Annotated in this window: 26 protein-coding genes and 2 pseudogenes; 19 read left to right on the top strand and 9 right to left on the bottom strand. The window is 60.1% G+C overall.

Features of this window, described 5'->3' with window-relative positions:
* Position 1: 1 nt before the first annotated feature.
* Positions 2-625, top strand: a pseudogene (locus BMW76_RS23615) (LysR family transcriptional regulator); the annotation flags it as partial.
* Positions 625-1,188, top strand: a pseudogene (locus BMW76_RS23610) (ISL3 family transposase); the annotation flags it as partial. The pseudogenes BMW76_RS23615 and BMW76_RS23610, both read left to right, overlap by 1 nt.
* Before the next feature lie 207 nt (positions 1,189-1,395).
* Here the strand turns inward: BMW76_RS23610 and BMW76_RS23605 are convergent.
* Genes BMW76_RS23605 through BMW76_RS23595 form a run of 3 tightly spaced genes read right to left on the bottom strand, consistent with a single transcriptional unit; the run spans position 1,396 to position 3,338 of the window.
* Positions 1,396-1,893 carry a TPM domain-containing protein gene (locus tag BMW76_RS23605; RefSeq protein WP_177200469.1) on the bottom strand — a complete coding sequence of 166 codons (498 nt, stop codon included), beginning with the start codon at positions 1,891-1,893 and terminating at the stop codon, positions 1,396-1,398.
* 3 nt (positions 1,894-1,896) lie between these two features.
* Positions 1,897-2,730, bottom strand: a complete 834-nt coding sequence (locus BMW76_RS23600) for a TPM domain-containing protein (protein ID WP_245763352.1) — start codon at positions 2,728-2,730, stop codon at positions 1,897-1,899.
* Positions 2,731-2,750: 20 nt separating this feature from the next.
* Entirely contained in the window at positions 2,751-3,338 is a 588-nt protein-coding gene (locus BMW76_RS23595; RefSeq protein WP_090869687.1) for a LemA family protein, read from the bottom strand.
* Between the two features lie 366 nt (positions 3,339-3,704).
* On the opposite strand from BMW76_RS23595, the gene BMW76_RS41950 reads away from it, so the two are divergent.
* The 5 genes from BMW76_RS41950 to BMW76_RS23575 are packed head-to-tail and all read left to right on the top strand — an operon-like array spanning position 3,705 to position 7,481.
* Positions 3,705-3,881 carry a hypothetical protein gene (locus tag BMW76_RS41950; RefSeq protein WP_245763345.1) on the top strand — a complete coding sequence of 59 codons (177 nt, stop codon included), beginning with the start codon at positions 3,705-3,707 and terminating at the stop codon, positions 3,879-3,881.
* On the top strand, positions 3,878-4,135 hold the full coding sequence (locus BMW76_RS41945; protein WP_245763344.1) for a hypothetical protein: 258 nt from the start codon (positions 3,878-3,880) through the stop codon (positions 4,133-4,135). The genes BMW76_RS41950 and BMW76_RS41945 overlap by 4 nt, the downstream gene beginning before the upstream one ends.
* Positions 4,136-4,160: 25 nt before the next feature.
* Positions 4,161-4,421: a DUF2933 domain-containing protein gene (locus BMW76_RS23585; RefSeq protein ID WP_407669014.1), complete on the top strand. Its 261-nt coding sequence runs from the start codon at positions 4,161-4,163 to the stop codon at positions 4,419-4,421.
* Entirely contained in the window at positions 4,405-5,061 is a 657-nt protein-coding gene (locus BMW76_RS23580) for a methyltransferase family protein (protein WP_090869508.1), read from the top strand. The genes BMW76_RS23585 and BMW76_RS23580 overlap by 17 nt, the downstream gene beginning before the upstream one ends.
* A gap of 20 nt (positions 5,062-5,081) precedes the next feature.
* Positions 5,082-7,481 carry a heavy metal translocating P-type ATPase gene (locus BMW76_RS23575; RefSeq protein ID WP_090869506.1) on the top strand — a complete coding sequence of 800 codons (2,400 nt, stop codon included), beginning with the start codon at positions 5,082-5,084 and terminating at the stop codon, positions 7,479-7,481.
* Between the two features lie 153 nt (positions 7,482-7,634).
* Here the strand turns inward: BMW76_RS23575 and copM are convergent, their stop codons facing one another.
* The 6 genes from copM to BMW76_RS23545 form a co-directional block, all read right to left on the bottom strand.
* Positions 7,635-8,033, bottom strand: a complete 399-nt coding sequence (gene copM, locus BMW76_RS23570) for a CopM family metallochaperone (protein ID WP_090869504.1) — start codon at positions 8,031-8,033, stop codon at positions 7,635-7,637.
* Positions 8,034-8,054: 21 nt separating this feature from the next.
* Positions 8,055-9,275, bottom strand: a complete 1,221-nt coding sequence (locus BMW76_RS23565; protein WP_090869501.1) for a permease — start codon at positions 9,273-9,275, stop codon at positions 8,055-8,057.
* A 23-nt stretch (positions 9,276-9,298) separates the two neighbouring features.
* On the bottom strand, positions 9,299-10,282 hold the full coding sequence (locus BMW76_RS23560; RefSeq protein WP_245763343.1) for a YVTN family beta-propeller repeat protein: 984 nt from the start codon (positions 10,280-10,282) through the stop codon (positions 9,299-9,301).
* Positions 10,282-10,479: a heavy-metal-associated domain-containing protein gene (locus tag BMW76_RS23555; protein ID WP_090869499.1), complete on the bottom strand. Its 198-nt coding sequence runs from the start codon at positions 10,477-10,479 to the stop codon at positions 10,282-10,284. The genes BMW76_RS23560 and BMW76_RS23555 overlap by 1 nt, the downstream gene beginning before the upstream one ends.
* A gap of 86 nt (positions 10,480-10,565) precedes the next feature.
* The gene (locus BMW76_RS23550) at positions 10,566-11,966 is read right to left on the bottom strand and encodes a heavy metal sensor histidine kinase (RefSeq protein WP_090869497.1); all 1,401 of its coding nucleotides are present in this window, start codon (positions 11,964-11,966) and stop codon (positions 10,566-10,568) included.
* Positions 11,963-12,634, bottom strand: coding sequence for a heavy metal response regulator transcription factor (locus tag BMW76_RS23545; RefSeq protein WP_090869495.1), 672 nt, complete (start codon positions 12,632-12,634; stop codon positions 11,963-11,965). The genes BMW76_RS23550 and BMW76_RS23545 overlap by 4 nt, the downstream gene beginning before the upstream one ends.
* A gap of 255 nt (positions 12,635-12,889) precedes the next feature.
* Here BMW76_RS23545 and BMW76_RS23540 point away from each other — a divergent pair, with 255 nt between their 5' ends.
* The 12 genes from BMW76_RS23540 to BMW76_RS23485 all read left to right on the top strand — a co-directional run bounded on the left by BMW76_RS23540 (position 12,890) and on the right by BMW76_RS23485 (position 25,239).
* Positions 12,890-13,300 carry a hypothetical protein gene (locus tag BMW76_RS23540; RefSeq protein WP_090869493.1) on the top strand — a complete coding sequence of 137 codons (411 nt, stop codon included), beginning with the start codon at positions 12,890-12,892 and terminating at the stop codon, positions 13,298-13,300.
* Between the two features lie 87 nt (positions 13,301-13,387).
* A complete protein-coding gene (locus tag BMW76_RS23535; RefSeq protein WP_090869491.1) occupies positions 13,388-13,681 on the top strand; it encodes a hypothetical protein in 294 nt (97 codons plus the stop codon).
* On the top strand, positions 13,678-15,183 hold the full coding sequence (locus tag BMW76_RS23530) for a TolC family protein (protein WP_090869489.1): 1,506 nt from the start codon (positions 13,678-13,680) through the stop codon (positions 15,181-15,183). Before BMW76_RS23535 ends, BMW76_RS23530 begins: the two co-directional genes overlap by 4 nt.
* Positions 15,184-15,185: 2 nt before the next feature.
* Positions 15,186-16,481, top strand: coding sequence for a copper oxidase (locus BMW76_RS23525; protein ID WP_090869487.1), 1,296 nt, complete (start codon positions 15,186-15,188; stop codon positions 16,479-16,481).
* A 63-nt stretch (positions 16,482-16,544) separates the two neighbouring features.
* Positions 16,545-16,886, top strand: a complete 342-nt coding sequence (locus BMW76_RS23520) for a copper-binding protein (protein ID WP_090869486.1) — start codon at positions 16,545-16,547, stop codon at positions 16,884-16,886.
* A gap of 63 nt (positions 16,887-16,949) precedes the next feature.
* Positions 16,950-17,321 carry a copper homeostasis periplasmic binding protein CopC gene (gene copC / locus BMW76_RS23515; protein WP_090869681.1) on the top strand — a complete coding sequence of 124 codons (372 nt, stop codon included), beginning with the start codon at positions 16,950-16,952 and terminating at the stop codon, positions 17,319-17,321.
* Entirely contained in the window at positions 17,321-18,262 is a 942-nt protein-coding gene (locus BMW76_RS23510; protein WP_090869484.1) for a copper resistance D family protein, read from the top strand. Before copC ends, BMW76_RS23510 begins: the two co-directional genes overlap by 1 nt.
* Positions 18,263-18,367: 105 nt before the next feature.
* Positions 18,368-18,724 (top strand): hypothetical protein, encoded by a 357-nt coding sequence (locus tag BMW76_RS41940; RefSeq protein ID WP_090869482.1) that lies wholly within the window; start codon positions 18,368-18,370, stop codon positions 18,722-18,724.
* A gap of 92 nt (positions 18,725-18,816) precedes the next feature.
* The gene (locus BMW76_RS23500; protein WP_090869480.1) at positions 18,817-20,115 is read left to right on the top strand and encodes a TolC family protein; all 1,299 of its coding nucleotides are present in this window, start codon (positions 18,817-18,819) and stop codon (positions 20,113-20,115) included.
* An 11-nt stretch (positions 20,116-20,126) separates the two neighbouring features.
* A complete protein-coding gene (locus tag BMW76_RS23495) occupies positions 20,127-21,686 on the top strand; it encodes an efflux RND transporter periplasmic adaptor subunit (RefSeq protein ID WP_090869477.1) in 1,560 nt (519 codons plus the stop codon).
* Entirely contained in the window at positions 21,683-24,892 is a 3,210-nt protein-coding gene (locus BMW76_RS23490) for an efflux RND transporter permease subunit (protein ID WP_090869475.1), read from the top strand. The genes BMW76_RS23495 and BMW76_RS23490 overlap by 4 nt, the downstream gene beginning before the upstream one ends.
* Positions 24,889-25,239, top strand: a complete 351-nt coding sequence (locus BMW76_RS23485; RefSeq protein ID WP_090869473.1) for a copper-binding protein — start codon at positions 24,889-24,891, stop codon at positions 25,237-25,239. The genes BMW76_RS23490 and BMW76_RS23485 overlap by 4 nt, the downstream gene beginning before the upstream one ends.
* Positions 25,240-25,264: the final 25 nt, after the last annotated feature.

The raw sequence follows: 25,264 nt of genomic DNA, 5'->3' as shown, positions 1-25,264 counted from the left end.
CATGTCAGCAGACCGCATCGACCTCAACCTGTTGCGCGTGTTCGACGCGATATTCGAAGACCGCAATCTGGCGCTCGCGGGCAAGCGTCTGAACCTCAGTCAGTCGGCGATCAGTCACGCGTTGGCGCGGATGCGCGATGTGCTCGGCGATGACCTGTTCGTGCGCACAGGAAGGGGCATGGAGCCGACCGTGCGCGCAATCGGCATGGCGGTGCAGGTGCGAGGGGCGCTTGCGCAAATCAGGGCCGCGCTGGGCGTGGATGCGTTCGACCCGAGTGTCGCGCGGCGCAAGTTCGTCGTGGCCGCGAACGACTACATCACATCGCTCGTACTGGGACGGCTCAGTCAACGCCTGCGCGCCGATGCGCCGCTGGTGGACCTGGTCGTGCGGCCGTCGACGCGGCTCGATCTCGCGGGACAGATCGACGTCGGCAAGATCGATATCGCGGTCGGCATATTCGCCGATGTCCCGTCACGCTTTCGCTCGGCGAAGCTTTGGGAGCAGACGGACGTCGTTCTGCTTCATCGCGACCATCCGATCGCCGACCGGCCGATCACACGCGACGATCTGCTGACGTATCCGCTTGTTGCGATTTCACAGGGCGGCGAGGAGGAGGGCGCGGTGTGACCACCGCCTACGAGCTGGAGATCAAGGCGCAGTGTCCGCAGGCCGAGATCGTCTACGAACTGTTCCATGTGGTGGCCAAATACGGGCGTGAAGTCATTGACCGGGTGCGGGTCGATCAGGCCAACCAGCTTCGCCATGACCGGCCCGCGCGCAAGGTCCTGAAGTCCAGCCGCTGGCTGCTGCTGCGCAACCGCCACAACCTCGGGCCCGAACAGTCGGTGCATCTGAAGGAACTGCTGGCCGCCAACCAGCCGTTGTTATGCGTCTACGTGCTGCGCGACGAACTGAAGCGGCTCTGGTTCTATCGCAAACCGGCATGGGCGCAAAAGGCCTGGGAGCAATGGATCTAACAGGCCCGGCAAAGCGGGATAGCGGCCCTGCAGCTGTTTGCCCGGCGCCTGCAAGGCTACTGGCATGGAATCCTGGCGCGCTGTCGCCATCCACTCAACGCCAGCGTCGTTGAATCGCAATAGCGGCGCCGTGCTTACGGATACCGCGACGAGGAGTACTTCTTCCTCAAAATCCGCGCCGCGTTCCCCGGTAAGGCGCCGCGCACATGATGTTCGCCGGGCTGTCTTGTCGAACGTCGCATCGTTGCAGACGTTGAATGTATTGCTGTCAGGCGACCAGGATCGTCGTTGCTTGCTCTTTCAATAGCCGCAAACGGAATAGAATTGCGCGCAGAGCGCTGCGCGAACTGGCGCGCATTTCCCTGGAAGGAGGGATGTACCAGTGAACCGAATCTGGCAAAGGATGGAGTGGCTGACCTACATCACGATAGGAGAACTCGGCAGTTCTTCTCGTGGTGGCCTATGCGCCGGGAAGTGTTTCTTGAGCAGTGCGGTAACCTGCTCAATACCTCGTACGGCACCCGACTCGTATTTAGCGCACTGAAACTCCAACTCCATCATTCGGCAGACAGCTTCCCATTCATCACCCGAAACCCGCGAATGAATCCCTCTGTCCGCAACGATTTCAACATCGCGGTCTGCCAGCAGGAGGTAAATGAGAACGCCATTGTTGTCTTCAGTGTCCCAGACCCGAAGCTGGGAAAACGCGTCTATCGCCCGTTCGCGTGCAGTCAATCCATCAAAAAGAGCGGCACTATGCAACGCGCCCTCGACGACGAACCGCACCTGGCCGACGTGGGCTTTATGACTTTCATGAATGGCTATCTCGATGACCGACAGGGTGCGCTGTGGAAACGCCACCTTGACCCGCCAATGCGTCATCATAAGATGCCGGACGATACGTTTCAGGTCCACGGTTTACCACCTTCCGGACGCGCCACCACCGCCAAAGCCGCCGCCACCGCCTCTGAAAATATCGCGGTTTGAGCGACTGCCGAACCCGCCTGACCCGCCACCAATGTACCGCCCGCCAACGGAGGCACCCATGCCGCTGCCGACAAGCGTCAATATGAGTGCAATTGCTCCGGTAACGACGGCGACGACGATTGCGCCGGAAAGAACCCACGCGAGCACGCCGATAATACCGCCCGTCACAACGGCGCCGGGCAACCGGCCGAGCAAGGCGCGCAGCAAGCCACCAGCGACGACTGCCATCACGAACAATACCGGCAGTAGCCGTCGAATACCCTCGGACTCACCGTGACGTGGTGCCGGTTCTGGTAACGGTTCGCCATTGACGACACGGATAATGCTGTCAACGCCGGCGGCGATGCCGCCGTAGAAGTCGCCCTGCTTGAACCTGGGAACAATCACCTCACGGATAATCCGGCTGCTGGTCGCATCGTTCAGCGGACCTTCAAGGCCGTATCCCACCTCGATGCGCAGCGAGCGGTCGTTCTTAGCGACAATCAGCAACGCGCCGTCATCAACCTTTTGCCGCCCGAGCTTCCATTGCTCAACCACACGCATTGAATACTGCTCGATTGTCTCGGGCTGCGTGGTTGGGACGATGAGAACTGAAATCTGGGTTCCCTTACGGGCCTCAAAGTCTTTGAGCGTTTGCTCGAGTGCAGAGCGCTGGTCGCTTGTCAGAGTGTCCGTCTCGTCCGTAACGCGGGCAGTCAGCGACGGGATGGGTACTTCGGCACGTACGTCGGCTCCGGTGCAGGCAAAAGCAGCAGCGAGCAACACGAACAGTATGCGAACGAAGGTCAATTGTTCGCCCCACCCGCCGATGCCGGCGTCGCCCCGAATTCGACACGTGGCGGCCTTGAAATCTCAGCTTCATTTGCAACGGAAAAGTTCGGCTTATCCTGATAGCCGAACGCCTTTGCCGTCAGGTTGTTCGGGAATGACCTGACGGTGGAGTTGTACTGCTGCACGGCCCTGATATAGCGGGTCCGTGCGACCGCAATCCGGTTCTCTGTTCCTTCAAGCTGGGCCTGCAAATCCCTGAAATTCGCGTCGGACTTGAGTTGCGGGTAGTTTTCCGACACCACCAGCAAACGGGAGAGCGACGATGTGAGCTGGCCCTGAGCCGATTCGAATCGCGCAAACGCCTGAGGGTCGGACAGTAGCTCCGGAGTGGTCCGGATAGAGCCGACCTGGGCGCGAGCCTCAGTCACCTTCGTCAGAACTTCCTTCTCCTGATTGGCGTACCCCTTCACTGTGTTGACGAGATTAGGCACGAGGTCAGCGCGGCGCTGGTACTGGTTCAAAACCTCCGACCAGCTTGCCTTGACCTGTTCGTCTTCAGTCTGGATGGCGTTGTAGCCGCACCCGGTGAGCAGGAACGCCATGGCAACGAGGACGACGTTCGCTAGAACCCACACCGGTCCCCGTTCACCGATAGCGCATATCCGTACGTTGCTCATGCGAAATCTCCTTCGCCCTGGTATACGCCTTCGCCTATTGACGGTGCCGGATGGCACACGACAGCTATTTCATGCTATCGGCGGTGGCTGATAACCGATTGACGCAAGTCAAGGGAGCGGGAAGCGAATGGCACTGAGTGCGCCGCGACAACTGGAACTCTGCGCGCATTGAAAAGCACGCCCGCTTTCAATCGTGCGGTTGAGCCACGTCAAATAGCGCTGCATCGCGGGGAATACAGTTTGTGCGAGCAATTGCATGAATCCCGTCAAACCGCGCTTACGGAGACCGACATGAGTTTCTTCAAAAGCCTGGCGCCTGTCACTGCGATTTCTGTCGCTTGCAGCGTCGGCAATGCGGTCGCTGCTGAACAGAAGGCGAGCGACGCAGAACACAAGGCGCATCACCCGGCGGCCACCAAGCCCGCCGTTAAATCCAACAGAAGCTTCGTGACATTGACGAACAGATGAAGCAAATGCAGGCGATGCACGAAAAAATGATGGACGCGAAGACGCCGGAGCAACGCGCAGCACTGATGGACGAACAGATGAAGTCCATGCAAAGCAGCATGCACATGATGGACATGATGAAACAGGATTCGGAGGCTAGGCCGATGTCCGGGCAAGCTGACGAACTGATGATGAGGCGCATGGACATGATGCAGATGATGATGCAGGCAATGATGGACCGTCAGTCCACACAGGACCAGGTACCGGCCAAGTGACGCCCGACCCTTCATGGAGATGACGATGAACGACGCTCCACATACTTCGCGCCCCTTCTGGAAATCGCGGTCAGCAATTGCGCTGCTGGTGTTCGCGGCTGTCGCGCTGTTCCTGCTTTTCTCAGAGCATCGGGCGCACTTTCTGGGCGTGTTGCCATACCTGCTGTTGCTGTCTTGTCCGTTGATGCATCTGTTCATGCATCACGGTCACGGACACAGTCACACCGGTACGACAAGAAAGGACGGAGCGTCTGATTCAGGAGGCAACCATGAACAGCATAGGTAATGGCTACGGCCTGTGGGGCCTTGTGCTCATCAATTCGCTGGTGTTCATCATCTTCGCCTTCAGCTTCTTCAAACCGGCGACCAGGCGTGACTGGCGCACCTTCGGTGGATTTTCGGCTTTTGTCGTTGCGCTCTTTGCGGAAATGTACGGATTTCCGCTCACCATCTATCTTCTGTCCGGCTGGTTGCAGGCCCGTTTCCCGCAGGCAAATCTGTTGTCGCACGACTCGGGACATCTCTGGTGGATGATGACGGGCCGACATGGCGACCCGCATTTCGGGCTTCCGCACATCCTGAGTCTCGTCTTTATATTGGGCGGGTTTTATCTGCTGTCGACAGCCTGGCATGTCCTGTACGAGGCGCAACGCATCGGACAACTCGCCACAACGGGCGCTTACGCGAAAATCCGGCATCCGCAGTACGTTGCATTTGTGCTCATCATGTTCGGTTTCCTGCTGCAGTGGCCAACGCTTGTCACGCTCGTGATGTTCCCGGTGCTGGTGTTCATGTATGTGAGGCTCGCAATCCAGGAAGAACGGGATTCGGAAGCACGTTTCGGTCAAGCCTGGCGAGAGTACGCATCACACACGCCGCGATTCGTCCCGCGACTGTCTGGCAACGGCACTGTGCAGGCTCATTGAGCTAATACGGGACGCACACGATGACTTCGACGCCCACACATGTTCACGGCGGTGCCCCTGGGGCGAGTGGGCACGCTGACCGTACGCAGGAAACGACGGACGCGGTCGACCCGGTTTGCGGCATGCGTCTGGCGAGCGCATCGGCGCGACATTCCGACTACCCGGGACAACCGTATTACTTCTGCAGCAGCAAATGCCTGGAAACGTTCCGCGCAGCACCGGACAAGTACGTCCGGCCAGTCGGGACGAGCACCGTTCCTGGGCCCGAGACGGGGGTTATCTACTCGTGTCCGATGCATCCACAAATACGCGCGTCTGCGCCTGGCAACTGTCCGATTTGTGGCATGGCACTCGAGCCCATCGTCCCGACAGGTGCAGAAGAGCGCAATGTCGAGCTTGAATCAATGACCCGGCGGTTCTGGGTTGGGCTTGTTCTGTCGATTCCTCTGCTCCTGATGACGATGGGCAAGATGATTTTGCCGTTCGACATCGATTCAGGAATCGACGGGCTGTTTTCGAATGTCCCACACTGGATGACGGCATCATGGTCCCAATGCATCCAGGCGTTGCTGGCTACGCCCGTGGTGTTGTGGGGCGGTTGGCCGTTCCTTGAGCGAGGATGGAAATCATTTGTGACCCGGCGGCTGAACATGTTCAGCCTCATCGGACTGGGTGTCGCTGCCGCTTATGTGTTCAGCGTGTTCGCGCTGTTTTTCCCGGACGCGTTGCCGCATGCGTTTCGGCGGGGACACGAACTGCCGCTTTACTTCGAGGCAGCCGCCGTCATCGTGACCCTGGTTCTGCTAGGCCAGGTGCTCGAACTACGAGCGCGTTCGCGCACGTCGAGCGCGATACGTGACCTGCTGAAGCTTGCTCCGCAAACGGCGGTACGCGTCAGGCCGGACGGCGTCGACGAGAGCGTTCCTCTCGAAGCGGTCGTCTCGGGCGACATTTTGCGGGTCAAACCTGGCTCTAAGATTCCGGTGGATGGCGTCGTGACGGAAGGCCGTTCGAGCGTCGACGAATCGATGATTACCGGCGAATCGATTCCTGCGGAAAAAGTAGCGGGAAGCAAGGTGACGGGTGCAACGGTCAATCAGACAGGGACCTTCCTGATGCGCGCGGAGAAGGTCGGCTCCGACACCTTGCTCGCGCGAATCGTGCAGATGGTCGCAGAGGCAGGCCGTTCCCGTGCGCCTATCCAGAAACTTGCCGACCAGGTGTCGGGCTGGTTTGTGCTCGCGGTCATTGGCATAGCCGCCGCCGCGTTCCTCGTCTGGGCTGTCGCCGGGCCTGCACCGGCACTGGCAAACGCTCTTGTTGTCGCCATCAGCGTGCTTATCATTGCCTGTCCCTGTGCATTGGGCCTGGCTACTCCCGTGTCGATTATCGTTGGCGTCGGCCGGGGCGCGCAGGAAGGCGTGCTCATCAAGGATGCGGAAGCACTCGAACTGATGGAGAAAGTTGACACCGTCGTCGTCGACAAGACAGGGACGCTGACCGAGGGCAAACCGCGCGTTCAGAAAGTGGTCGCGGTCAGTCCCGCGCAGGAATCCCGCGTTCTAGGCTATGCAGCAAGCCTGGAAGGGGCGAGCGAGCATCCGCTCGCTCAGGCAATCACGACATTCGCGAAAGAAACGGGAGCCGCGACATCTCAGGTCGACGCGTTCGACTCCGTGCCGGGCAAAGGTGTGACGGGAAAAATCGATGGACACGCGGCGTCGTTGGGTAACGCTCGATTGATGGCGGACCTGGGCGTTGATTGTGGGTCAGTGGAGCGCGAGGCGGACCGCTTGCGCGAAGATGGACAAACCATCATGTATCTCGCGATTGACGGAGAACTGGCAGGCTATATCGGTGTCGCCGACACGGTCAAAGGCACGACGCCGGAGGCCGTGCGGCAGTTGAAAGCGTCCGGCGTCCGGATTGTGATGCTGACGGGCGACAATGAGGTTACGGCTCGCGCTGTTGCAAGTTCGCTGGCTCTCGATGACGTGAAGGCCGGCGTCCTGCCAGAAGATAAGTACAGGCACGTTCAGGAACTGCAAAAGTCGGGGCGCATCGTGGCCATGGCAGGCGACGGCGTGAACGACGCACCCGCTCTCGCTCAGGCGAATGTTGGCATCGCAATGGGAACGGGCACGGACGTCGCCATGAACAGTGCTCGCGTGGTGCTCGTGAAAGGCGACCTTCGAGGCATCGCACGGGCGCGCTCGCTGAGTATGGCGACGATGAAGAACATTCGCCAGAACCTGTTTTTCGCATTTGCCTACAACGCCGTCGGCATACCCATTGCCGCGGGAGTTCTCTATCCGTGGCTCGGCATCTTGTTGAGTCCGATTATCGCGAGTGCCGCGATGGCGCTGAGTTCAGTGTCTGTTATCGGGAACGCACTGCGTCTTCGAACGGTTCACACATGATGTTGCTGCGTAACGCTTTCCTGGAAGAGTTCTCCGTTCTCGCCGCAAGCTTCCCCCAGACAGATGAACGAGGCAGAAGCGGGTGCGGCGAGCGCATCCTGTGAGGTGGATTCTGCACGAGTGACCATCAATCGACCCTTGGGTAAATGACGCCTATTTGCCACCATGTTTGGCCTGCCATCGCTGCATCAGCGCAATTTCTTCTTTTTGCGCCTTGACAATATTGCGCGCCAGCTTTTTCATCTCAGGGTCATTGCCGTACTTGAGCTCGACCTCAGCCATGTCGATGGCGCCCTGATGGTGCGGAATCATGTGCGCGACGAAGTCCTTGTCGGCGTTACCGGTGTAGGTCGGCGCCTGCATCCCGTGCATCATTTTCTGGTCTGCATCCTTGAATGCCTGCGTGGAACCGGACGACCCGGCGTCCGAGGCGCTACCCATGTTCATGCCTGGCATGGACGCTGCCTGCTGGGCACTCGCGGGACCAGCTGTTAGACCGAGCGTCAATGCTGCGCAGACGGCCCGTGACAGTACTGCAGTTCGCGTTTGCATGTCCACCTCCTTGTTCAGGGGTCAATGTTGGCGATGGGAGTGGCGGCCCTGTGCAGGGGAACGATGCCCATGGGAAGGAGCGTCGTGTCCAGTACCGTGATGGTCATGTTTACCGTCTTCCATCATCCGCATCATCTCGGGCCCACCGGTTCTGAAGAATACTGTCGTCAATATCACGAACACGACACCAAAGATGATGTTCAGTACTGTCGTGTAGTTGAATGAAATCTCGGCATCGATAACTGCGGTCTGCCGTTGATGGGGTACCCAACCGAACAGCTGAAAGAGTGCCTCGACGATAAGCGCTGCGACAACCATCGCGATGTAGAACGTAATGGTCATGAACGCAGTCATTCTCCTGCCGTAGTACTTCCGGTAGATATTGAGGATTGGGAGGATGATGAGGTCGCCGAATATGAACGAGGCGACGCCTCCGAAGCTGATGCCACCTTTCCACAGAACGGCCGCCAGTGGCACGTTGCCGACCGAACAGGTGAATGAAGCGACCGCGATGAGTGGCCCGACGAAGGCGCCCCATATCATGGCGAGGGTCGGATGACTGACCAGAAAGAATTTCTGCCAGAAGCTGTCCGGTACCCATGCCGCGAGGGCGCCGGCAACGAGCAATCCAACGCCAATGTCTCGCCATAGCATGACCCAGTTCATCACGTAGCTATGGCTGATGGCAGTCCAGCCATCTCTCGATGTGAGGCGTTGTTTCCAGGTGCCGTTCTGTTCGCTCATCGACATCGCGGCATGTCCTTCCATGCTGCCGGCGATACCTTTTTCCGCCTGTTCGATAGCCTGCTTCCTCAGTGAGTCTCGCACAAGGAAACGGAACAGCAGGGCAAGCACCACAATCATGATAGGGCCGCCAAGAAATTCGGCAGCGGCGAACTGCCATGCAATCAGCACCCACATGAGTACACCCAACTCAAGCACCAGATTGGTTGCGGCAAACTGGAATGCCATGGCAGCCGTGAAGTCGGCCCCCTTTCGAATCATGGAACGCGCCATCGCAACAGCTGCATACGAGCAGGATGATGACGCAGCACCAAGCAGGCTCGCGAACGTTATGGAGCGCGGGGAGTCATCCGGCAGAAGCTTTGACATCTCGGACTTCGAAACCATCACTTCGATGACAGCGGAGAAGAGGAATCCCAGGCTGAGTCCCCAGAATATCTGCCAGAACATGGTGAAGGACATCCACAGGGCGTGACCCAGTGCACTGAGAATGTACATCACGACCTCCCTGATGTGCGTTCCTATAACAATGGCGCGCGATTGTAGAAATAAATGCCGTGGGGTGACTTTCCGACCTTGATGGTGTTGACGAGTTTCAGTGTCTTCATGTCAATGACGCCGACGTAGCGGGTAAAGCGGAACGTGACCCACAGATATCGCCGGTCTGGAGTCAGCTCCATGTCGTCTGGCCCTGGCAGCAACCCCGTAATGGTTCCGACGTTCATCAGGGTGTTCTGGTCGAGGATGCTGGTGGTATTGCCTACGCGATTAGTCACGAGCACGTGCTGGCCATCGGCGAGCGACCGGAAGTTGTGCGCTCCTTTGTCGGTGTGAATGGTTTTCACGACCTTGCGTGCGCGCCAGTCGATAACGGCGACATAGTCAGCACCCGTCATGCCCACCAGGAGATATTTGTCGCCAGGGGTTAGCCATAGCCCCGCGGGCGCCTTCCCGACCGGGATTTTCCACAGGACCGTCTGTGTCGCGAGGTCAACGGCGGCAACTTCGCCGGACTCCTGCAGCGTGATGAATACAACCTTGTTGTCGGCCGAGAAAACCATATGACTTGGCATCGTTGCAAGCGGCACCCGTTTGGCAAGCGAGAAATTCCTGCCGTCGTAGTGATAGATGTCGATGCGGTCAAGACGTAGACCGTTGGTGACGAACCACTTCCGGTCGTATGAAAAGCCGAGCTGATACGGGTCTTCAATGTCTGGTATCCATCTTTGAACGGTGCCTGTTTTCGGGTCCAGAAAGACGAGGTTGTTGGCCACCGAGTTCGCGACAATCAGGGACTTATTGTCTGGCGTCGCCATCAGGTGATGGGGTTCCTTTCCAACGGGAACGGTGCCGACGACCTTCTGGGTCGCCTCATCGATAAGGCTCACGCTCGCGTCGCCCGAATTCAGAACAATGACGTTTTCCGCACGCGCGGGCGCGTTAGCGAGGAGCGCAGCGGCAAGAGCGCCGAAGAGGTAACGTATTTGAATAAGGCTGGAGTTCATCAGGCAAGCACCGTAGGGTGGAAACCGGCGGCTTCGATTGCTGCCATGAGCCGTTCGGGCGACGCCGTCGACTCGACTTCAACGGTTTTGCCAGCCACGTCGATAGCCAGCCTGGCGGCGGCGTCTTCCCGCATGATGGCCTGCTTAATGGCATTCGCACATCCGCCGCATGACATGTCCTTCACCTCGAATCTCATAGTTATCTCCGACAACTGAAGAACTCCAATGCTGAAACTTCCCACGACAGGAAGGTCAACTTCCTTCGCCGGTTCCGCCGGTTGGCTCAGGTACCGGTGGCTCGGGGAAAATACAGGGTGAAGGTTGTGCGCTCACCATAGCTTGCAACGTCTACCTTGCCTCGGTGGAGTTCCATGATTGATTTCACGATAGCAAGTCCCAAGCCTGTATTTTTCGCTGAACCGTGCCTGGAAGCGTCCACTCGATAAAATCGCTCGAAGATTTTGTCGACGTGTTCGGGTGCAATGGAGTGCCCCTGGTTTGTTACTTCGATGACTGTGTACTTTGCCGATTCGGACGCGCTGAGTTCGACTGACGAGCCATGAAATGCGTGCTCGAGGGCGTTCGATATCAGATTGCTTACTGCACGCCGAAACAGGGTCGCGTCGGCAGCGACGCGCGCGTTGCCTTCCACCGTAAGGTGGATGTCCGCCTCCTCCGCAAGCCCCTGGAAGTACGAGGCGAGCCTGCCCAGTTCGTCCTTGGCATCAAGTTCGGAAACGTGGAGAACCTGCTGCGCATTGTCCGTCCGCGCAAGAAAGAGCATGTTCTCAATCATCCGGTGGAGTCGCTCGCACTCCTCGATGTTCGAGTCGATAAGGGCTTCGTATTCTTCCGTCGTTCTCGTACGGGAAAGCGTGACCTGCGATGCACTGATGACATTCGCGAGAGGTGTTCTCATGTCATGTGCCAGGTCGGATGAGAACTGGGACAGGCGCACGAATGCCCTTTCGAGTCGGTCGAGCATCCGGTTGACAGAGAGTGCGATTTCCTGGAGCTCCACTGGCCCGCCCTTGATGTCGAGCCGCTCGCTCAGGTTATGTGCCTCGATGCGTGAAGTCTGGCGGCCTATGCTCCTGACAGGTAAAAGTCCTTGTCGTGCCACAGCGTAACCGAGCGTTCCGACCAGAGCGGCGCCGAACGCGACAGCAACCCAGATGTCAACGCGATAGCTTTCCAGCAGTGATTGCCGGTCAGAAGCGGCGCGCGCCACCACTACGCGCACCACCTCATGCGAGGGAAGGCTTTCCTCGGCGAAGATACATCGGGAAGGCCCTGTCGATGCTATGTCACAGGTATATGGCGTACCTACGGGATGGTCATCACGAACAACGGAAACGAGGTCGACATTTTTCTGGTCAGCATGCTCCACCAGCACGCGATTATGCTGGTCGAAAATGCCCAGGTAGACGCCCGGGTGTGACAGCAGCACTTTATGAAACATCGCGGGGTTCGCCTGAACCGCTCCAAGAGACCCGGCATCGCGCACGAGTTGCTGGAACTGCGCAAGTTTGCCGGTGATTTCAATGTCGTCCCGCCTCTGCAACTCTCGCGACAGGGAGCGATAAAGAAATGCACCTATCAAGGCAAATACGACAAGGGCAGCGAGCGCAAACGCGCCGGTCAGTCTCCTGAGCAGCGAGTATGGTGCCTTGCGCGCGGTCACGAGCGGTCCTCGAGCACGTAGCCCATTCCCCGGACCGTGTGCAGCAGCTTCGTCTCAAACGAATTGTCGATTTTCGCGCGCAGGCGCTTGACGGCTGCATCGACAACGTTTGTGTCGCTGTCGAAATTTATGTCCCAGATTTGCGATGTGATGAACGTGCGCGTCAACACTTCGCCCTGCCGCTCGGCCAGCAACTGCAGCAGGGAGAATTCCTGTGCTGTCAGCTCGATACGGACATCGCCGCGCCTCACCCTGCGCTTGATAAGGTCGACCTCCAGTTCGCCGATGCGAAGGACATCTTTGACTGCTCGGGGTGCGCGACGCAGTAGCGAACGGATTCTGGCGAGAAACTCAGCGTACGCAAAGGGCTTCGCGAGATAGTCGTCCGCCCCGAGTTCAAGACCCTCCACCTTGTCGGCAACCGTGTCCCGCGCGGTCAGCAGCAGGACGGGTGTCTCTTTCTCCTTGCGCAACCGCCGGAGCAGTTCGAACCCGTCGATTCCGGGGAGCATTACATCGAGGACGATGAGGTCGAACTCCTCGTGCAAGGCGAGAAAAAGACCATTGCTACCGTCCTCGGCGATATCTACGGTGAAGCTCGCCTCAGTCAGCCCCTTCTTGAGGTATGAGGCCATCTTGAGTTCGTCTTCAATAATCAGTATGCGCATGGAGCAGGCCTCAGCGTTTCCCGGGTCGGAAGACACCGATTCTAGCGAGCGTAGACATTGTTCAGCGGCGGCAAGATGACGGGCTCATGACATTTTTTTCATCTTCGCGAGTGTGAAAAATCGGTCATCCGGTAGCCATCCCCGCGTCAGAACCCACTGAGTAAGCTTCACTCCGTCGGCGCCGGGCAAACTGTTACGCGTTGACACGCTTTCGAGCTTACAGACCCGCAAAACCACGTGCTAGACTCCGCTTCCATGTCCTACTGGCGCAAACTGTTCATCGTTGTTCTGCTGGCGCTGAGCCTTCCGGTTCAGTCGTTCGCGGCCGTCTCGATGAAGTGTGGCCTGGGCCACTCCGGCGAGGGCATGCCGTCACACCATCACCTGGTGCAGGTCGGGCTGGATGATAGCGACCACAACGTCCATACAGCGGCAAGTCTGGAGCATACGCATCCGGAAGGCCATCATCACGGTGATGCGCATCATCACGCCCATTCGTGTTCGACGTGTGCGTCGTGCTGCTTCGGCGTGGCGATGCTTTCCGTACCTTTGATACCGGCTTCGACTGAAGCTGTTCATTTCCATACACCATCGCCACTTGCCACTCCCGTCGCGTCGTTCCTGACCGGCGGCATCGAGCGTCCTCCCCGGTTGATTCTCGTCTAATCCGCGCTCTCGCAGCCTTTCGCTGCGACCGGCAAGTTTTTTTGGCGTCCGTCACGGACGCCGGATGGTTCACGACGAGAACAATTCATGCGAACGATTTCTGCGGCGCTTGTCAGCGCAGGCGCAGTATTGCCGTTGCTCGCGCATGCATCGACGGCAGCTCCCGACCCGACGGATGCAGGGGCGTCCGTGCCGGCAGTCACCGTGCAATCCGCGTTCGACGGCTACAAGTCGTATCAGGATGGCGAAGCGCCCAGCTGGCGGCAGCTGAACAGCGCCGTTAGCCCGACTCGGGGTGCGGCGGGGATTAAGCACGGTCAGCAACCAGGCGCGACACCCGATGCGAAGACCAGTCACGAACACAGGGGCGAGTCGAAATGATTCGATATGTCGCCCCGAACCGCGTGGCATGCATCGCCATTGCGACGATGTTTTTGGCTGGCTGCTCGACGTTCTCGAAGGACGGTGGATTCAACACCGTATCGACGACTGCTTCCGAGCGGCTCGGCAAGGATGCCGTCTACATCAAGACCGACGAGGACCGCGACGCCGTCTTCAAGCGTACGCAGGAGCTGCTGTCGAAGCCGCTCGGCATGGATGACGCCGTCCAGGTTGCGTTGCTGAACAACCGTGGACTCCAGGCTTCATACGGCGAACTCGGCATCTCCGAGGCCGACCTCGTCCAGGCGGGCCGCCTGCCTAATCCGGGCTTTACCTTCAGCCGTACGCACTGGAGCGATGGCTTCGGCATCAGCCGGACATTTTCGATGGGCGTACTGGGTGTCCTCACGCTGCCCGTGGCGACGCGTATCGAAAGCCGCCGGTTTGAGCAGACGAAGCTCGAGACCGCCAACGCGATGCTCGCGGTGGCAGCCGACGCCCGAAAGGCCTACGTGAATGCCGTGGCTGCAGAGCAGGCCGCCCTTTACGCCGCGCAGGTCAAGGACTCGTCCGAGGCAGGAGCAGAACTCGCGTCGCGCATGCGCCAGGCGGGCAATTTCAGCAAGCTCGACTATGCACGTGAGCAGGCCTTTTACGCGGAGTCGACTGCGCAGCTGGCCAAGGCACGCCAGCAGTCAGTGATGGCTCGGGAAAAGCTCACACGCACGATGGGTCTATGGGGTTCGGGAACCCAGTACACGCTGCCGGAGCGTTTGCCTGACCTTCCGAAGGAAAGGCCGCAACTGAACGACCTCGAAAGCTTTGCGATGCAGAACCGCCTGGACATTCAGGCAGCGAAGCTGCGAACGCAAAGCGTCGCAACCTCTCTCGGCCTTAGCAAGGCGACCCGGTTCATCAATGCGCTTGATGTCGGCTATCTCAACAACTTCGAGACCGACAAGGGACACGAGCACGGGTACGAAATCAGTGTCGAGATTCCCCTCTTCGACTGGGGCAGCGCCAAGGTCGCACGCGCCGAAGCCATCTATATGCAGTCTGCGAACCGGCTCGCCCAGACAGCGATTGACGCCCGCTCCGAAGTACGTGAGTCGTACTCCGCCTATGTGACGAGCTACGACGTAGCGAAGCACTACCGCGACGAAGTCGTGCCGGTACGCAAGACCATATCGGATGAAATGCTGCTGCGCTACAACGGCATGCTCGCAAGCGTGTTCGAACTGCTCGCCGATTCGCGCGACCAGGTGGCTGCCGTCAACGGCTACATCGACGCGCTGAAGGACTACTGGCTCGCGGAGACGGACATGCAGCAGTCCCTTGGCGGCCGCCTTCCGCCGCTCGCGATGGCAAACGCGCCGGGCGCACCGCAGAACGACGCAACGCCGACGCCTGCAACGCCAACACCACCGGCTCCGGCGCAGGACTCACCGTTGTCTGCTCCCGCGACCCAACCGGCGTCGCCGACGAATTCAGAAGGTAAATGAACATGGTTTCACGTCGAAGTTTTCTCGGCGGTTCGGGCGCTGCGCTCCTCGGCGCAGCGTTGGTCAGCAAGGCGGGTGCAGCGTCGCTACCGGAAGCGCCCACGATGGAGACAACCGCCACACAGCAACCCCTCGTCCCGCCCAACGGTCGACCCTATACGCCCGTCGCGACACTCAATGGCTGGACGCTGCCATGGCGTATGAAGAACGGCTGGAAGGAATTCCATCTGATTGCCGAGCCGGTCGTGCGGGAAATGGCAGCCGGCATGAAGGCGAATCTCTGGGGCTACAACGGCCAGGCGCCCGGTCCGACCATCGAGGCGGTCGAAGGCGACAAGGTTCGCATCTTCGTGACCAACAAGCTGCCGGAACACACCACGGTTCACTGGCACGGAATGCTGGTGCCATCCGGAATGGACGGCGTGGGTGGTCTCACGCAACCGCACATTCCGCCTGGCAAGACGTTCGTCTATGAGTTCCAGCTCGAGAAGCACGGCACCTTCATGTATCACCCGCATGCCGACGAGATGGTGCAGATGGCCATGGGGATGATGGGTACGTTCATCGTGCATCCGAAAGACAGTGGCGTCATGCCGGTGGACCGCGACTTCGTGTTCCTGATGTCCGCCTACGACATCGACCCGGGCAGCTTCACGCCGCGCGTCAATGAAATGACGGACTTCAATATGTGGACATGGAATGCACGGGTCTTTCCGGGCATCGACCCGCTGCCCGTACGAGCCGGAGACCGCGTCCGCATCCGCTTCGGCAACCTGACGATGACGAACCACCCCATCCATCTGCATGGGTACAGCTTCGAGGTCGCAGGAACCGACGGCGGCTGGATTCCGCCCTCCGCACGGTGGCCTGAAGTGACGGCCGACGTCGCAGTCGGTCAGATGCGCGCCATCGAGTTCACGGCAAACCGACCTGGCGACTGGGCGTTTCACTGCCACAAGTCGCACCACACGATGAATGCGATGGGGCATCAGGTGCCGAACCTGATTGGCGTGCCGCAGAAGGACCTCGCCAAGCGCATCAGCAAGCTCGTCCCGGACTACATGGCAATGGGCAGCGCGGGCGGTTCGATGGGCGAGATGGAAATGCCGCTGCCTGACAACACGCTGCCGATGATGACCGGTACCGGGCCGTTCGGTGCGCTGGAAATGGGCGGCATGTTTAGCGTCGTGAAGGTGCGCGAGGGACTCGGCCGCAACGACTACCGCGACCCGGGCTGGTTCAAACACCCGAAAGGGACCGTGGCGTACGAGTACACAGGCGAATTGCCGGATAGCTGATTTCGTGTGAGCCGGACATGACTCCGGCCGGTATTTTTAACTTCAACTGTGGGAGAGAGCGTGATGAAGAAAGCGATTGTTTCGATTGTGATGGGTTGTGCCGTGGCCATCTCAGCGACCGCGTATGCGGCCGGCGATACGGGCAATATGGCAAGCGGCGAGCAACAGGGCGCAGACGCGAAGGACAGCATGTCACATGGCGAGGTGAAGAAAGTGGATACCGCTGCCGGGAAGCTGACCATCAAGCACGGGCCGCTCAAAAACCTGGATATGGAAGCCATGACGATGGTGTTCAAGGTCAAGGACCCGGCCATGCTGTCCCGGGTGAGGCTCGGCGACAAAATTGACTTCGTTGCTGAAGAAATCAACGGCGCCTTGACAGTGACGAAACTCCAGAAACAGTAACGACAGATGGGGCGCTTCGTATTGCGTGAATCCAGTCGCCCCGTTTCTCTCAGGGAGAACAACATGAAAACTTCGATGCGAAATCAACTGGTCGGTATCGTTGCTGCCTGCGTCGGACTGTTTCCGGTTCTGGCATTCGCCCACGGAAAGCTTGAAAACGCGGTGCCGGCCGCTGGAAGCACGGCGGATGTTGCGCCTGACGCACTCCGGCTGACTTTCAACGAGGACCTGGAGTCGTCGTTCAGCACAATCAAGGTCGTTGACGCATCGGGCGCGCCCGCGACCAAAGAAAAGGCGAAGGTGGATTCGTCGAATCCCCGTGTGCTAACGGTTGCGGTTCCGAAGCTTGCCTCAGGCTCATACACGGTGCAATGGGCGGTCATGACGCATGACGCTCATAAGACCAAGGGCACCTACGCCTTCATGGTGAAGTGATGAACGACGGTTTCCTCGGCGGCCTGCGGCTGGCAATGGTGGCATTGCAGAACATCGGCTTCGCTGCCCTTGTTGGAGCGCTTCTCTGCGACACGTGGCTTGCGCGCAGCCATTCGCGATGGCAGGCCGGCGTCAGCATGCGTCTGCTGCTCACCTTGCGCATTGCTTCACTGACGGCTCTCGCAAGCAGCGCGTTCGCGTTCTGGATTCATTGCGCGCTAATGAGCGAATCCACACTCAGTGAGGCCGGGCCTGCCGTCCGCTCGATGCTGTTGGAAACCGGCTTTGGTCATGCATGGCTGGCAGGCGCGGCCTTCATGCTCGGTGTGGTGGTGCTATCACTCGTGCAGTCGGGCAAGCCGATTCGCCTCAAGCCGGTTATCTGGCTCGCCTTCGCGGGCGTTGCATTGTCACGCAGTCATGCGGGTCACCCAGTCGACGCCGGTGCGTTCAGCATTCCGGTCTGGGCAGACTGGATGCATTTCCTTGCCATCAGCGTATGGGTAGGCATCGTGCTTGTGACGACATACATCGTCGTTCCGCGTGTGCTCAACGCACCTGCCACCGACCGCGCGAACACTGCTGCGTTCATCCAGTCACTTTCGGGTGCCGCAACATTCGCGCTGTTCGTCCTATTCGCCACCGGAGCATATAACGCCTGGCGCGGCGTAGCGACGCCCGAGAACTTGTGGACATCCGCATACGGCCAGATATTGCTGCTCAAGCTTGCGCTCGTGGTCATAGCCGTCGCACTTGGCGGACACAATCGTTTCTTTGGAATGCCGCCGCTGCTTGCGTCCCTGAAGGAATTGTTATCGGAATCACCTCCGCGACCACTGAAGCGCTTCGCCGCAGTGTTGCATGTTGAGTCCATCGTGCTGGCGGGTGTGCTGGTCGCCGCAGCGATTCTTGTCTCCAGTCCGCTGCCGGGTACAACCTAGCCTGCACGTCTTTGACGCGACCAGCTGCGCCGGTGTTGGCTCACGTGCATTCCAGATACAAATCCCCCGGAATGTGAATAAAATAGCTGGCCTACACTTGCGACCATGAAACTGCTTCGGACCCTCTTCATCCTGCTGCTTTGCGCGGTGCTGCCCATCAGTGGGCTGGCAGCCAGTGGTATGGCCGGGGAGTGTCCAATGCAACAGTCGATGTCGATGGACGACGGCATGTCTGCCGTCATGCCGGGTTGCGACTCGATGAAATCGTCTTCGGCCGACAAGGCAAAAAGCAGTTTCTGCAAGGTGACGGCCCAGTGCCAGTTCGGTAGTCTGTACCATCCCGCTGTAACCGCGACCGTTAGCCACCCCACGTCCGTGGGAAGTCGCGTTGTCTTCCACTATGCACAGTCGCTCACCGTCCGGGAACCGGGCGGGCTGTGGCGACCTCCTCGAGCAATCTAATCCCTTTCTGACTGGTTCACCGCGTTTGCGGTGAGGTCGTCCTGCGTCCAGGACGTGGATGCCCTATGGGTCTCCGCCGTTGGGGTTAGAACATGCAACCTGAAACTATCGGCACGCCACTGCGCTGGCGTGCACCACTGCGCGCGCGCTTGCTCGTCGTCGCGCTGATGCTCGCGAGCGCCGCCGCGCACGCCCAGAACGCGTCCTTCACGCTTGAGGCCGCCTTGCAGTCCGCAACCGACCGCTCTGCGGCCATGCAGGCAGCGCAGGCATCGGAACGCGCCGGCTCAGAAGCCGCCGTCAAGGCTGGCCAGTTGCCGGACCCGATGCTCAAGGCTGGTATCGACAACCTGCCCGTCACCGGGCCACAAAAATTCACCATCGGCCAGGACTTCATGACGATGCGCCGCATCGGCATCGAGCAGGAATGGGTCTCGGGCGACAAGCGCCGTCTGCGTTCGACACTTGCGAACCAGATGGTCGGGCGTGAACACGACGGCTATCTGCTGCAACTCGCCAACGTCCGTGAGCAGACGGCAGGTGCATGGCTGAGCGCCATCTACGCAAAGAAGGCCGTGTCGCTGCAGCATGAACTGCTGGACCACATGAACCACGAACTCGCCGCGACGAAAGCCTCGTACCGGGGCGCGAAGGCGACGGCCGCTGATGTCGTGCAGACCCAGGCGATGCTCGCGCAGACGCAGGACCAGGTGCTCAAGGCCGGGCAGACCTACAGGACCGCACTTATCACACTCTCGCGCTGGACAGGGACGCCCGTTTCCGATGTCACGGGCGAACCGCCGGCGCCAGAGTCGTTCGTGTCGTCACTGCCTGCTGAGGAGTTGAAGCAGGTTCAGCCCGCGCTTATCGCAGCGGCCGACGACATCGCCGTCGCCGACGCCGACACGGCAGTCGCGAACAGCGAGCGCAGTCCCAACTGGACCTGGGAGGTTGCGTACCAGCAGCGAGGCGGTGCGTACTCGAACATGGTGTCAGTGGGTGTAAGCATCCCGCTGCCCATCAACCGCAAGAACCGTCAGAACCGCGACGCCGCCGAAAAGGCAGAACTCGCCACCAGGGCACGTCTGCTGTATGAGGACACACAGCGACAGGTTGAAGCGGACATCCAGGCACGGTCCGCCACGCTCGCCAGTGGCCGGGAGCGCATCGCGAATCTCAGCCAGTCTCTCCTGCCTTCTGCCGACCAGCGTGTGCAACTCGCGAACGCCGCATACCGGTCAGGAACGGGCTCGCTTGCCGATACATTCGCGGCTCGCCGCGCGCAACTCGATGCGCAGCTTCAGGTGCTCGACCTCAAACGCGACGTTTCTCAGACCTGGGCACAGCTTGAATACCAGGTTGTGCCGTCGACGATGGCTGCAGCGCGGTGAAGGAGAAAACGATGATGAATAAACCACTGGTCCGCGCGGTATTACTGGTATTCGCCGGCGCGGCCCTGCTGGGCGCAGGCTACTTCGCGGGCACACGTCACGTCGCAACAAATGGAATGGGCGTATCTGCGAATGGTGCCGCTACAACTTCGACGGGCGACAAGGTCGACCCGAAGACGGGTCGCAAGGTGCTTTACTGGCACGACCCGATGGTGCCGGCGCAGCACTTTGACAAGCCTGGCAAGTCGCCCTTCATGGACATGCAGCTGGAGCCCGTCTACGCGGATGAAGGCGGTGGCACGGCGGGCGTCAAGATTGACCCGGGTTTGCAGCAAAACCTCGGCATCCGCTATGCGGCCGTGCGGCGGCAGGACACCTCAGACGGATTCGACGCGGTTGGCACCACGCAGTTCGATGAATCCCGCGCTGATGTCGTGCAGTCACGCGTGACTGGCTATATCGACCATCTGTACGCCGGCGCCCCGATGCAGCGGATAAGCAAGGGCGCGCCGATAGCGTCCCTGTTTGTGCCCGACTGGCTCGCGCCGCAGGAAGAATATCTGTCGCTCAAGCGCGGCGGGATGGACATGGGCCTGCTGGAAGCATCACGCGCGCGGATGCGTGTGCTCTCGATTCCGGACGGGCTCATCGCCAGCCTTGACCGGACAGGAAAGGTTCAGACACACGTCGTCCTCTCGTCGCCCGAAACCGGCGTCGTGAGCGAACTGAACGTGCGCGACGGCGCGCAGGTTACGCCTGGCGAGACGCTTGCCAAGGTCGCGGGTCTCTCGAAGCTATGGCTCATCGTCGAAATTCCCGAGGCCCTCGCGCTGAACGTGCAGCCCGGCATGACGGTGGATGCGACGTTCTCTGGCGACCCGACGCAGCACTTCAGCGGGAAGATTCGCGAAATCCTGCCGGGCATCAGCACCACCAGCCGTACGCTTCAGGCACGGCTCGAAATCGACAACGCTGCGCTGAAGCTGACGCCCGGCATGTTGATGCGTGTGCGGGTCGGCGGGCAGAAGATGGTTTCGCGGTTGCTGGTGCCCTCGGAGGCGGTCATCACGACGGGCAAGCGCTCCGTGGTCATTGTGAAGAACGGAGATGGCCGTCTGCAACCGCTCTCGGTGACCGTCGGCAACGATGTCGGCAACGAGACCGAGGTGCTCAGCGGCCTGAAGGACGGCGATACGGTCGTCGCATCCGGCCAGTTCCTCATCGATTCCGAAGCCAGCCTGAAGTCGGTGCTGCCACGGCTCGAAGGCAGTACGGGCGCTGGGGCAAATCCTGAGGCAGCGGTGTCCGCGCCTGGAGCAACTGCGAGTGCGAGTACGGCCGCGACTTACGAAACAACCGGGAAGGTGGAACACGTCACGGGCAAGGACATCACTTTCTCGCATCAGCCCGTGCCGGCGCTCAGCTGGCCCGCGATGACGATGACGTTCAGCAAGCCCGCGTCCGATGCCTTCCCGGACGTGAAGTCTGGCCAGAGCGTCCGCTTCGTCTTCAAACAGTCGGATGATGGTTACCAGGTGACGAAGGTTGAACCGGCGGGAGGCGCGAAATGATTGCGCGCCTCATCCGCTGGTCCATCCATAACCGCTTCCTCGTGCTGCTTGCGACGGTGCTTGTCACCGCATGGGGTGTGTATTCGGTGTCGCATACGCCACTGGATGCGCTGCCGGACCTCTCCGATACGCAGGTCATCATCAAGGCGTCGTATCCGGGCAAGGCACCGCAGGTCATCGAGGACCAGGTGACCTATCCGCTCACAACAACGTTACTGGGCGTACCAGGCGCGAAGACCATCCGCGCGTATTCGTCGTTCGGCGACGCCTTCGCCTACGTGCTGTTCGATGACAAGACCGACCCGTACTGGGCCCGCTCACGTGTACTCGAATACCTGAACCAGGTGCAAAGCCGGCTTCCTCAGGGTGCAACGGTCTCGCTCGGACCTGACGCAACGGGCGTGGGCTGGGTGTACGAATACGCGCTCGTCGACAGGACCGGGAAGCATGACCTCGGGCAACTCAGAGCGCTCAATGACTGGTTCCTGAAGTTCGAACTCAAGTCCGTCCCGGACGTGTCGGAAGTGGCGAGCGTCGGCGGGATGGTGCGCCAGTATCAGGTCGTGCTGGACCCGGACAAGCTGCGCGCGTACGGCATCACGCAGGCGATGGTGGCCGACGCGCTCGGCAAGGCCAACCAGGAGTCTGGCGGCTCGGTCGTCGAACTGGCCGAGTCCGAGTATGTGGTTCGCTCGTCAGGCTATCTGCACTCGCTGGATGATTTTCGTAACGTCGTCCTTCGGACCAATGATGCGGGAACGCCGGTGCTGCTCGGAGACGTTGCACGCATCCAGATTGGGCCCGAGCCGCGTCGAGGCATTGCCGAATTCAACGGTGAAGGCGAAGTGGCTGGCGGTGTCGTCGTGATGCGTTCCGGCAAAAACGCGCTGACGACCATCGAGGCGGTGAAGTCAAAGCTCGCTGACCTGAAGCGTTCGTTGCCAGCCGGCGTCGAAGTCGTGACGACCTACGACCGCTCACAGCTTATCGAAAACGCGGTGGACAACCTGAAGGACATGCTAGTAGAGGAGTTTATCGTCGTCGGGATTGTCTGTGCCGTGTTCCTGTTCCATCTGCGTAGCGCGTTCGTGGCCGTCCTGTCGCTGCCGCTTGGTGTGCTGGCCGCGTTCATCGTGATGCGCTATCAGGGCGTCAATGCGAACATCATGTCGCTGGGCGGGATTGCGATAGCCATCGGCGCGATGATTGACGCGGCCATCGTGATGATTGAAAACGCCCACAAGCATCTGGAGGCGTTCGAGCATGAACATCCTGATGAACCGATAACGGTCGCGCAGCGATGGGAGCTGATTGCGACATCGGCGGCGGAGGTCGGACCGGCGCTCTTCTTCTCGCTGCTCATCATCACGTTGTCGTTCATTCCGGTGTTCTCACTGGAGGGCCAGGAAGGCAGGCTCTTCTCGCCGCTGGCATTCACGAAGACCTACACGATTGCTGCCGCTGCCGGTCTGTCAGTGACCCTGGTGCCGGTGCTGATGGGATACCTGATTCGAGGGCGCATTCCGCATGAGACGTCCAATCCCATCAATCGCGTGCTGGTGCGCCTGTACCGGCCGTTGCTGGAAGCCACGCTGCGGCGTCCCTGGTTCACCATCGGACTCGCCGTTGTCGCGCTCGTACTCACCGCGATTCCGCTGACGCGACTGGGCGGAGAGTTCCTGCCGCCGCTCGACGAGGGCGACTTGCTTTACATGCCGACGGCGCTCCCCAGCATTTCGACCGAAAAAGCGGCCGAGCTGTTGCAGCAGACCGACCGGCTCATCAAGACGGTACCCGAAGTGGCGACGGTGTTCGGCAAGTCGGGCAGGGCCGAGACTGCCACGGACCCGGCGCCGGGCCTCGAGATGTTCGAAACCACGATTCAGTTCAAGCCTCGCAGGCAGTGGCGCCCCGGCATGACGCCGGAGAAGCTCCTGGACGAACTCGACCGGACGGTGAAGGTGCCAGGGCTTTCAAACCTCTGGGTCCCGCCCATTCGTAACCGGCTGGACATGCTGTCGACGGGTATCAAGTCGCCCGTCGGCGTGAAGATTTCCGGGCCGGACCTCAATCAGATTGACAAGGTGGCCGCGCAGGTCGAGACCACAGTCAGGAACGTGCCGGGCGTCACATCAGCCCTTGCCGAGCGGCTGAATGGCGGCAGGTACATCGACGTCGACATCAACCGCCAGGCTGCCGCACGTTACGGCCTTTCCGTCAGCGATATCCAGTCCGTCGTGTCGTCGGCCGTCGGGGGCGAAAACGTCGGCGAAATGATTGCGGGGCGGGAGCGCTTTCCCATCAACATCCGCTATCCGCGCGAGATACGCGATTCGCTCGAGAAGCTGCGCCAGTTGCCAGTGGTCACGGACCGGGGCGCGCAAATCCGGCTCGGCGATGTGGCCGACATCCGGATTGCCGACGGCCCGCCGTCGATTCGCAGCGAAAACGCACGGCTTTCAGGCTATGTCTACGTCGATATCCGGAACGTGGACCTGCAGTCGGCGGTGAAAGCGATGCAGCAGGCCGTGGCGGAAAAGGTCACGCTTCCGCCTGGATACTCGATTAGCTGGTCGGGCCAGTTCGAGTACCTCGAGCGTGCGGAGGCAAAGTTGCGAACCGTCGTTCCCGTGACGCTCGTCGTCATCTTCGTGCTGCTGTTCCTGACGTTCAACTCGGCTGCCGACGCGCTCCTCCTGATGTCGACGGTGCCCTTCGCGCTGGTCGGCGGATTCTGGTTCATCTGGATACTGGGTCATGCGGTATCCGTCGCGACATCCGTGGGATTCATTGCGCTCGCGGGTGTAGCGGCGGAGTTCGGCGTCGTCATGCTGCTCTATCTGAAGGGCGCTCTCAACCGGCGACTCGAACTCGGTGAGCCTCTTGACGAGGCCACGCTGCTCGACGCGATTCGCGAAGGCGCCGTGCTGCGCGTGCGGCCTAAAGCGATGACGGTTGCCGTCGTACTAGCCGGCCTCATTCCCATCATGGTCGGCCATGGAGCGGGTTCCGAAGTGATGCGGCGCATCGCCGCGCCCATGGTGGGCGGGATGGTGACCGCGCCCATCCTCTCGATGTTTGTCATTCCCGCCGCCTGGTTTCTGTTGCAGCGCCGTCGCGTTGCGCGAAGCGAGGACACGCGGTTTTCTCATGCAGTACCTTCCGGCGCGAAAGTGCCATCAACCGAAACTGGAGAGATTCAATGAAGAAAATGATTGTTGCGTTTTCGGCTATCGCCGCCGTTGTGACGGCACCCGCGTTCGCAGGTGACGAAATGGCCGGTATGAGCATGTCCGGGAAACCTTCGGCGACGAAAGCATCGGTCAGCACGGCTCTGACTGATGCGGAGGTCAAGAACGTCGATACCGCCACGGGCATGGTCACGCTGAAACACGGTGCACTCGAAAACGTTGGCATGCCGCCGATGACCATGGCATTCATGGCAAAGGATGCGGCGATGGCCAGGCAGGTTCACGAAGGCGACAAGGTCAAGGTGCGCGTTGAAAACGTCAACGGTACGTTGACTATCGTGAAGATGGAAAAGCAGTCGTGATGCGGTGTTGACACGGTGGCCGCAG

The organism is Paraburkholderia diazotrophica (assembly GCF_900108945.1).
In the GTDB taxonomy this organism is placed as follows: Bacteria; Pseudomonadota; Gammaproteobacteria; order Burkholderiales; family Burkholderiaceae; genus Paraburkholderia; species Paraburkholderia diazotrophica.
This window is presented reverse-complemented; position numbering and strand designations above follow the sequence as displayed.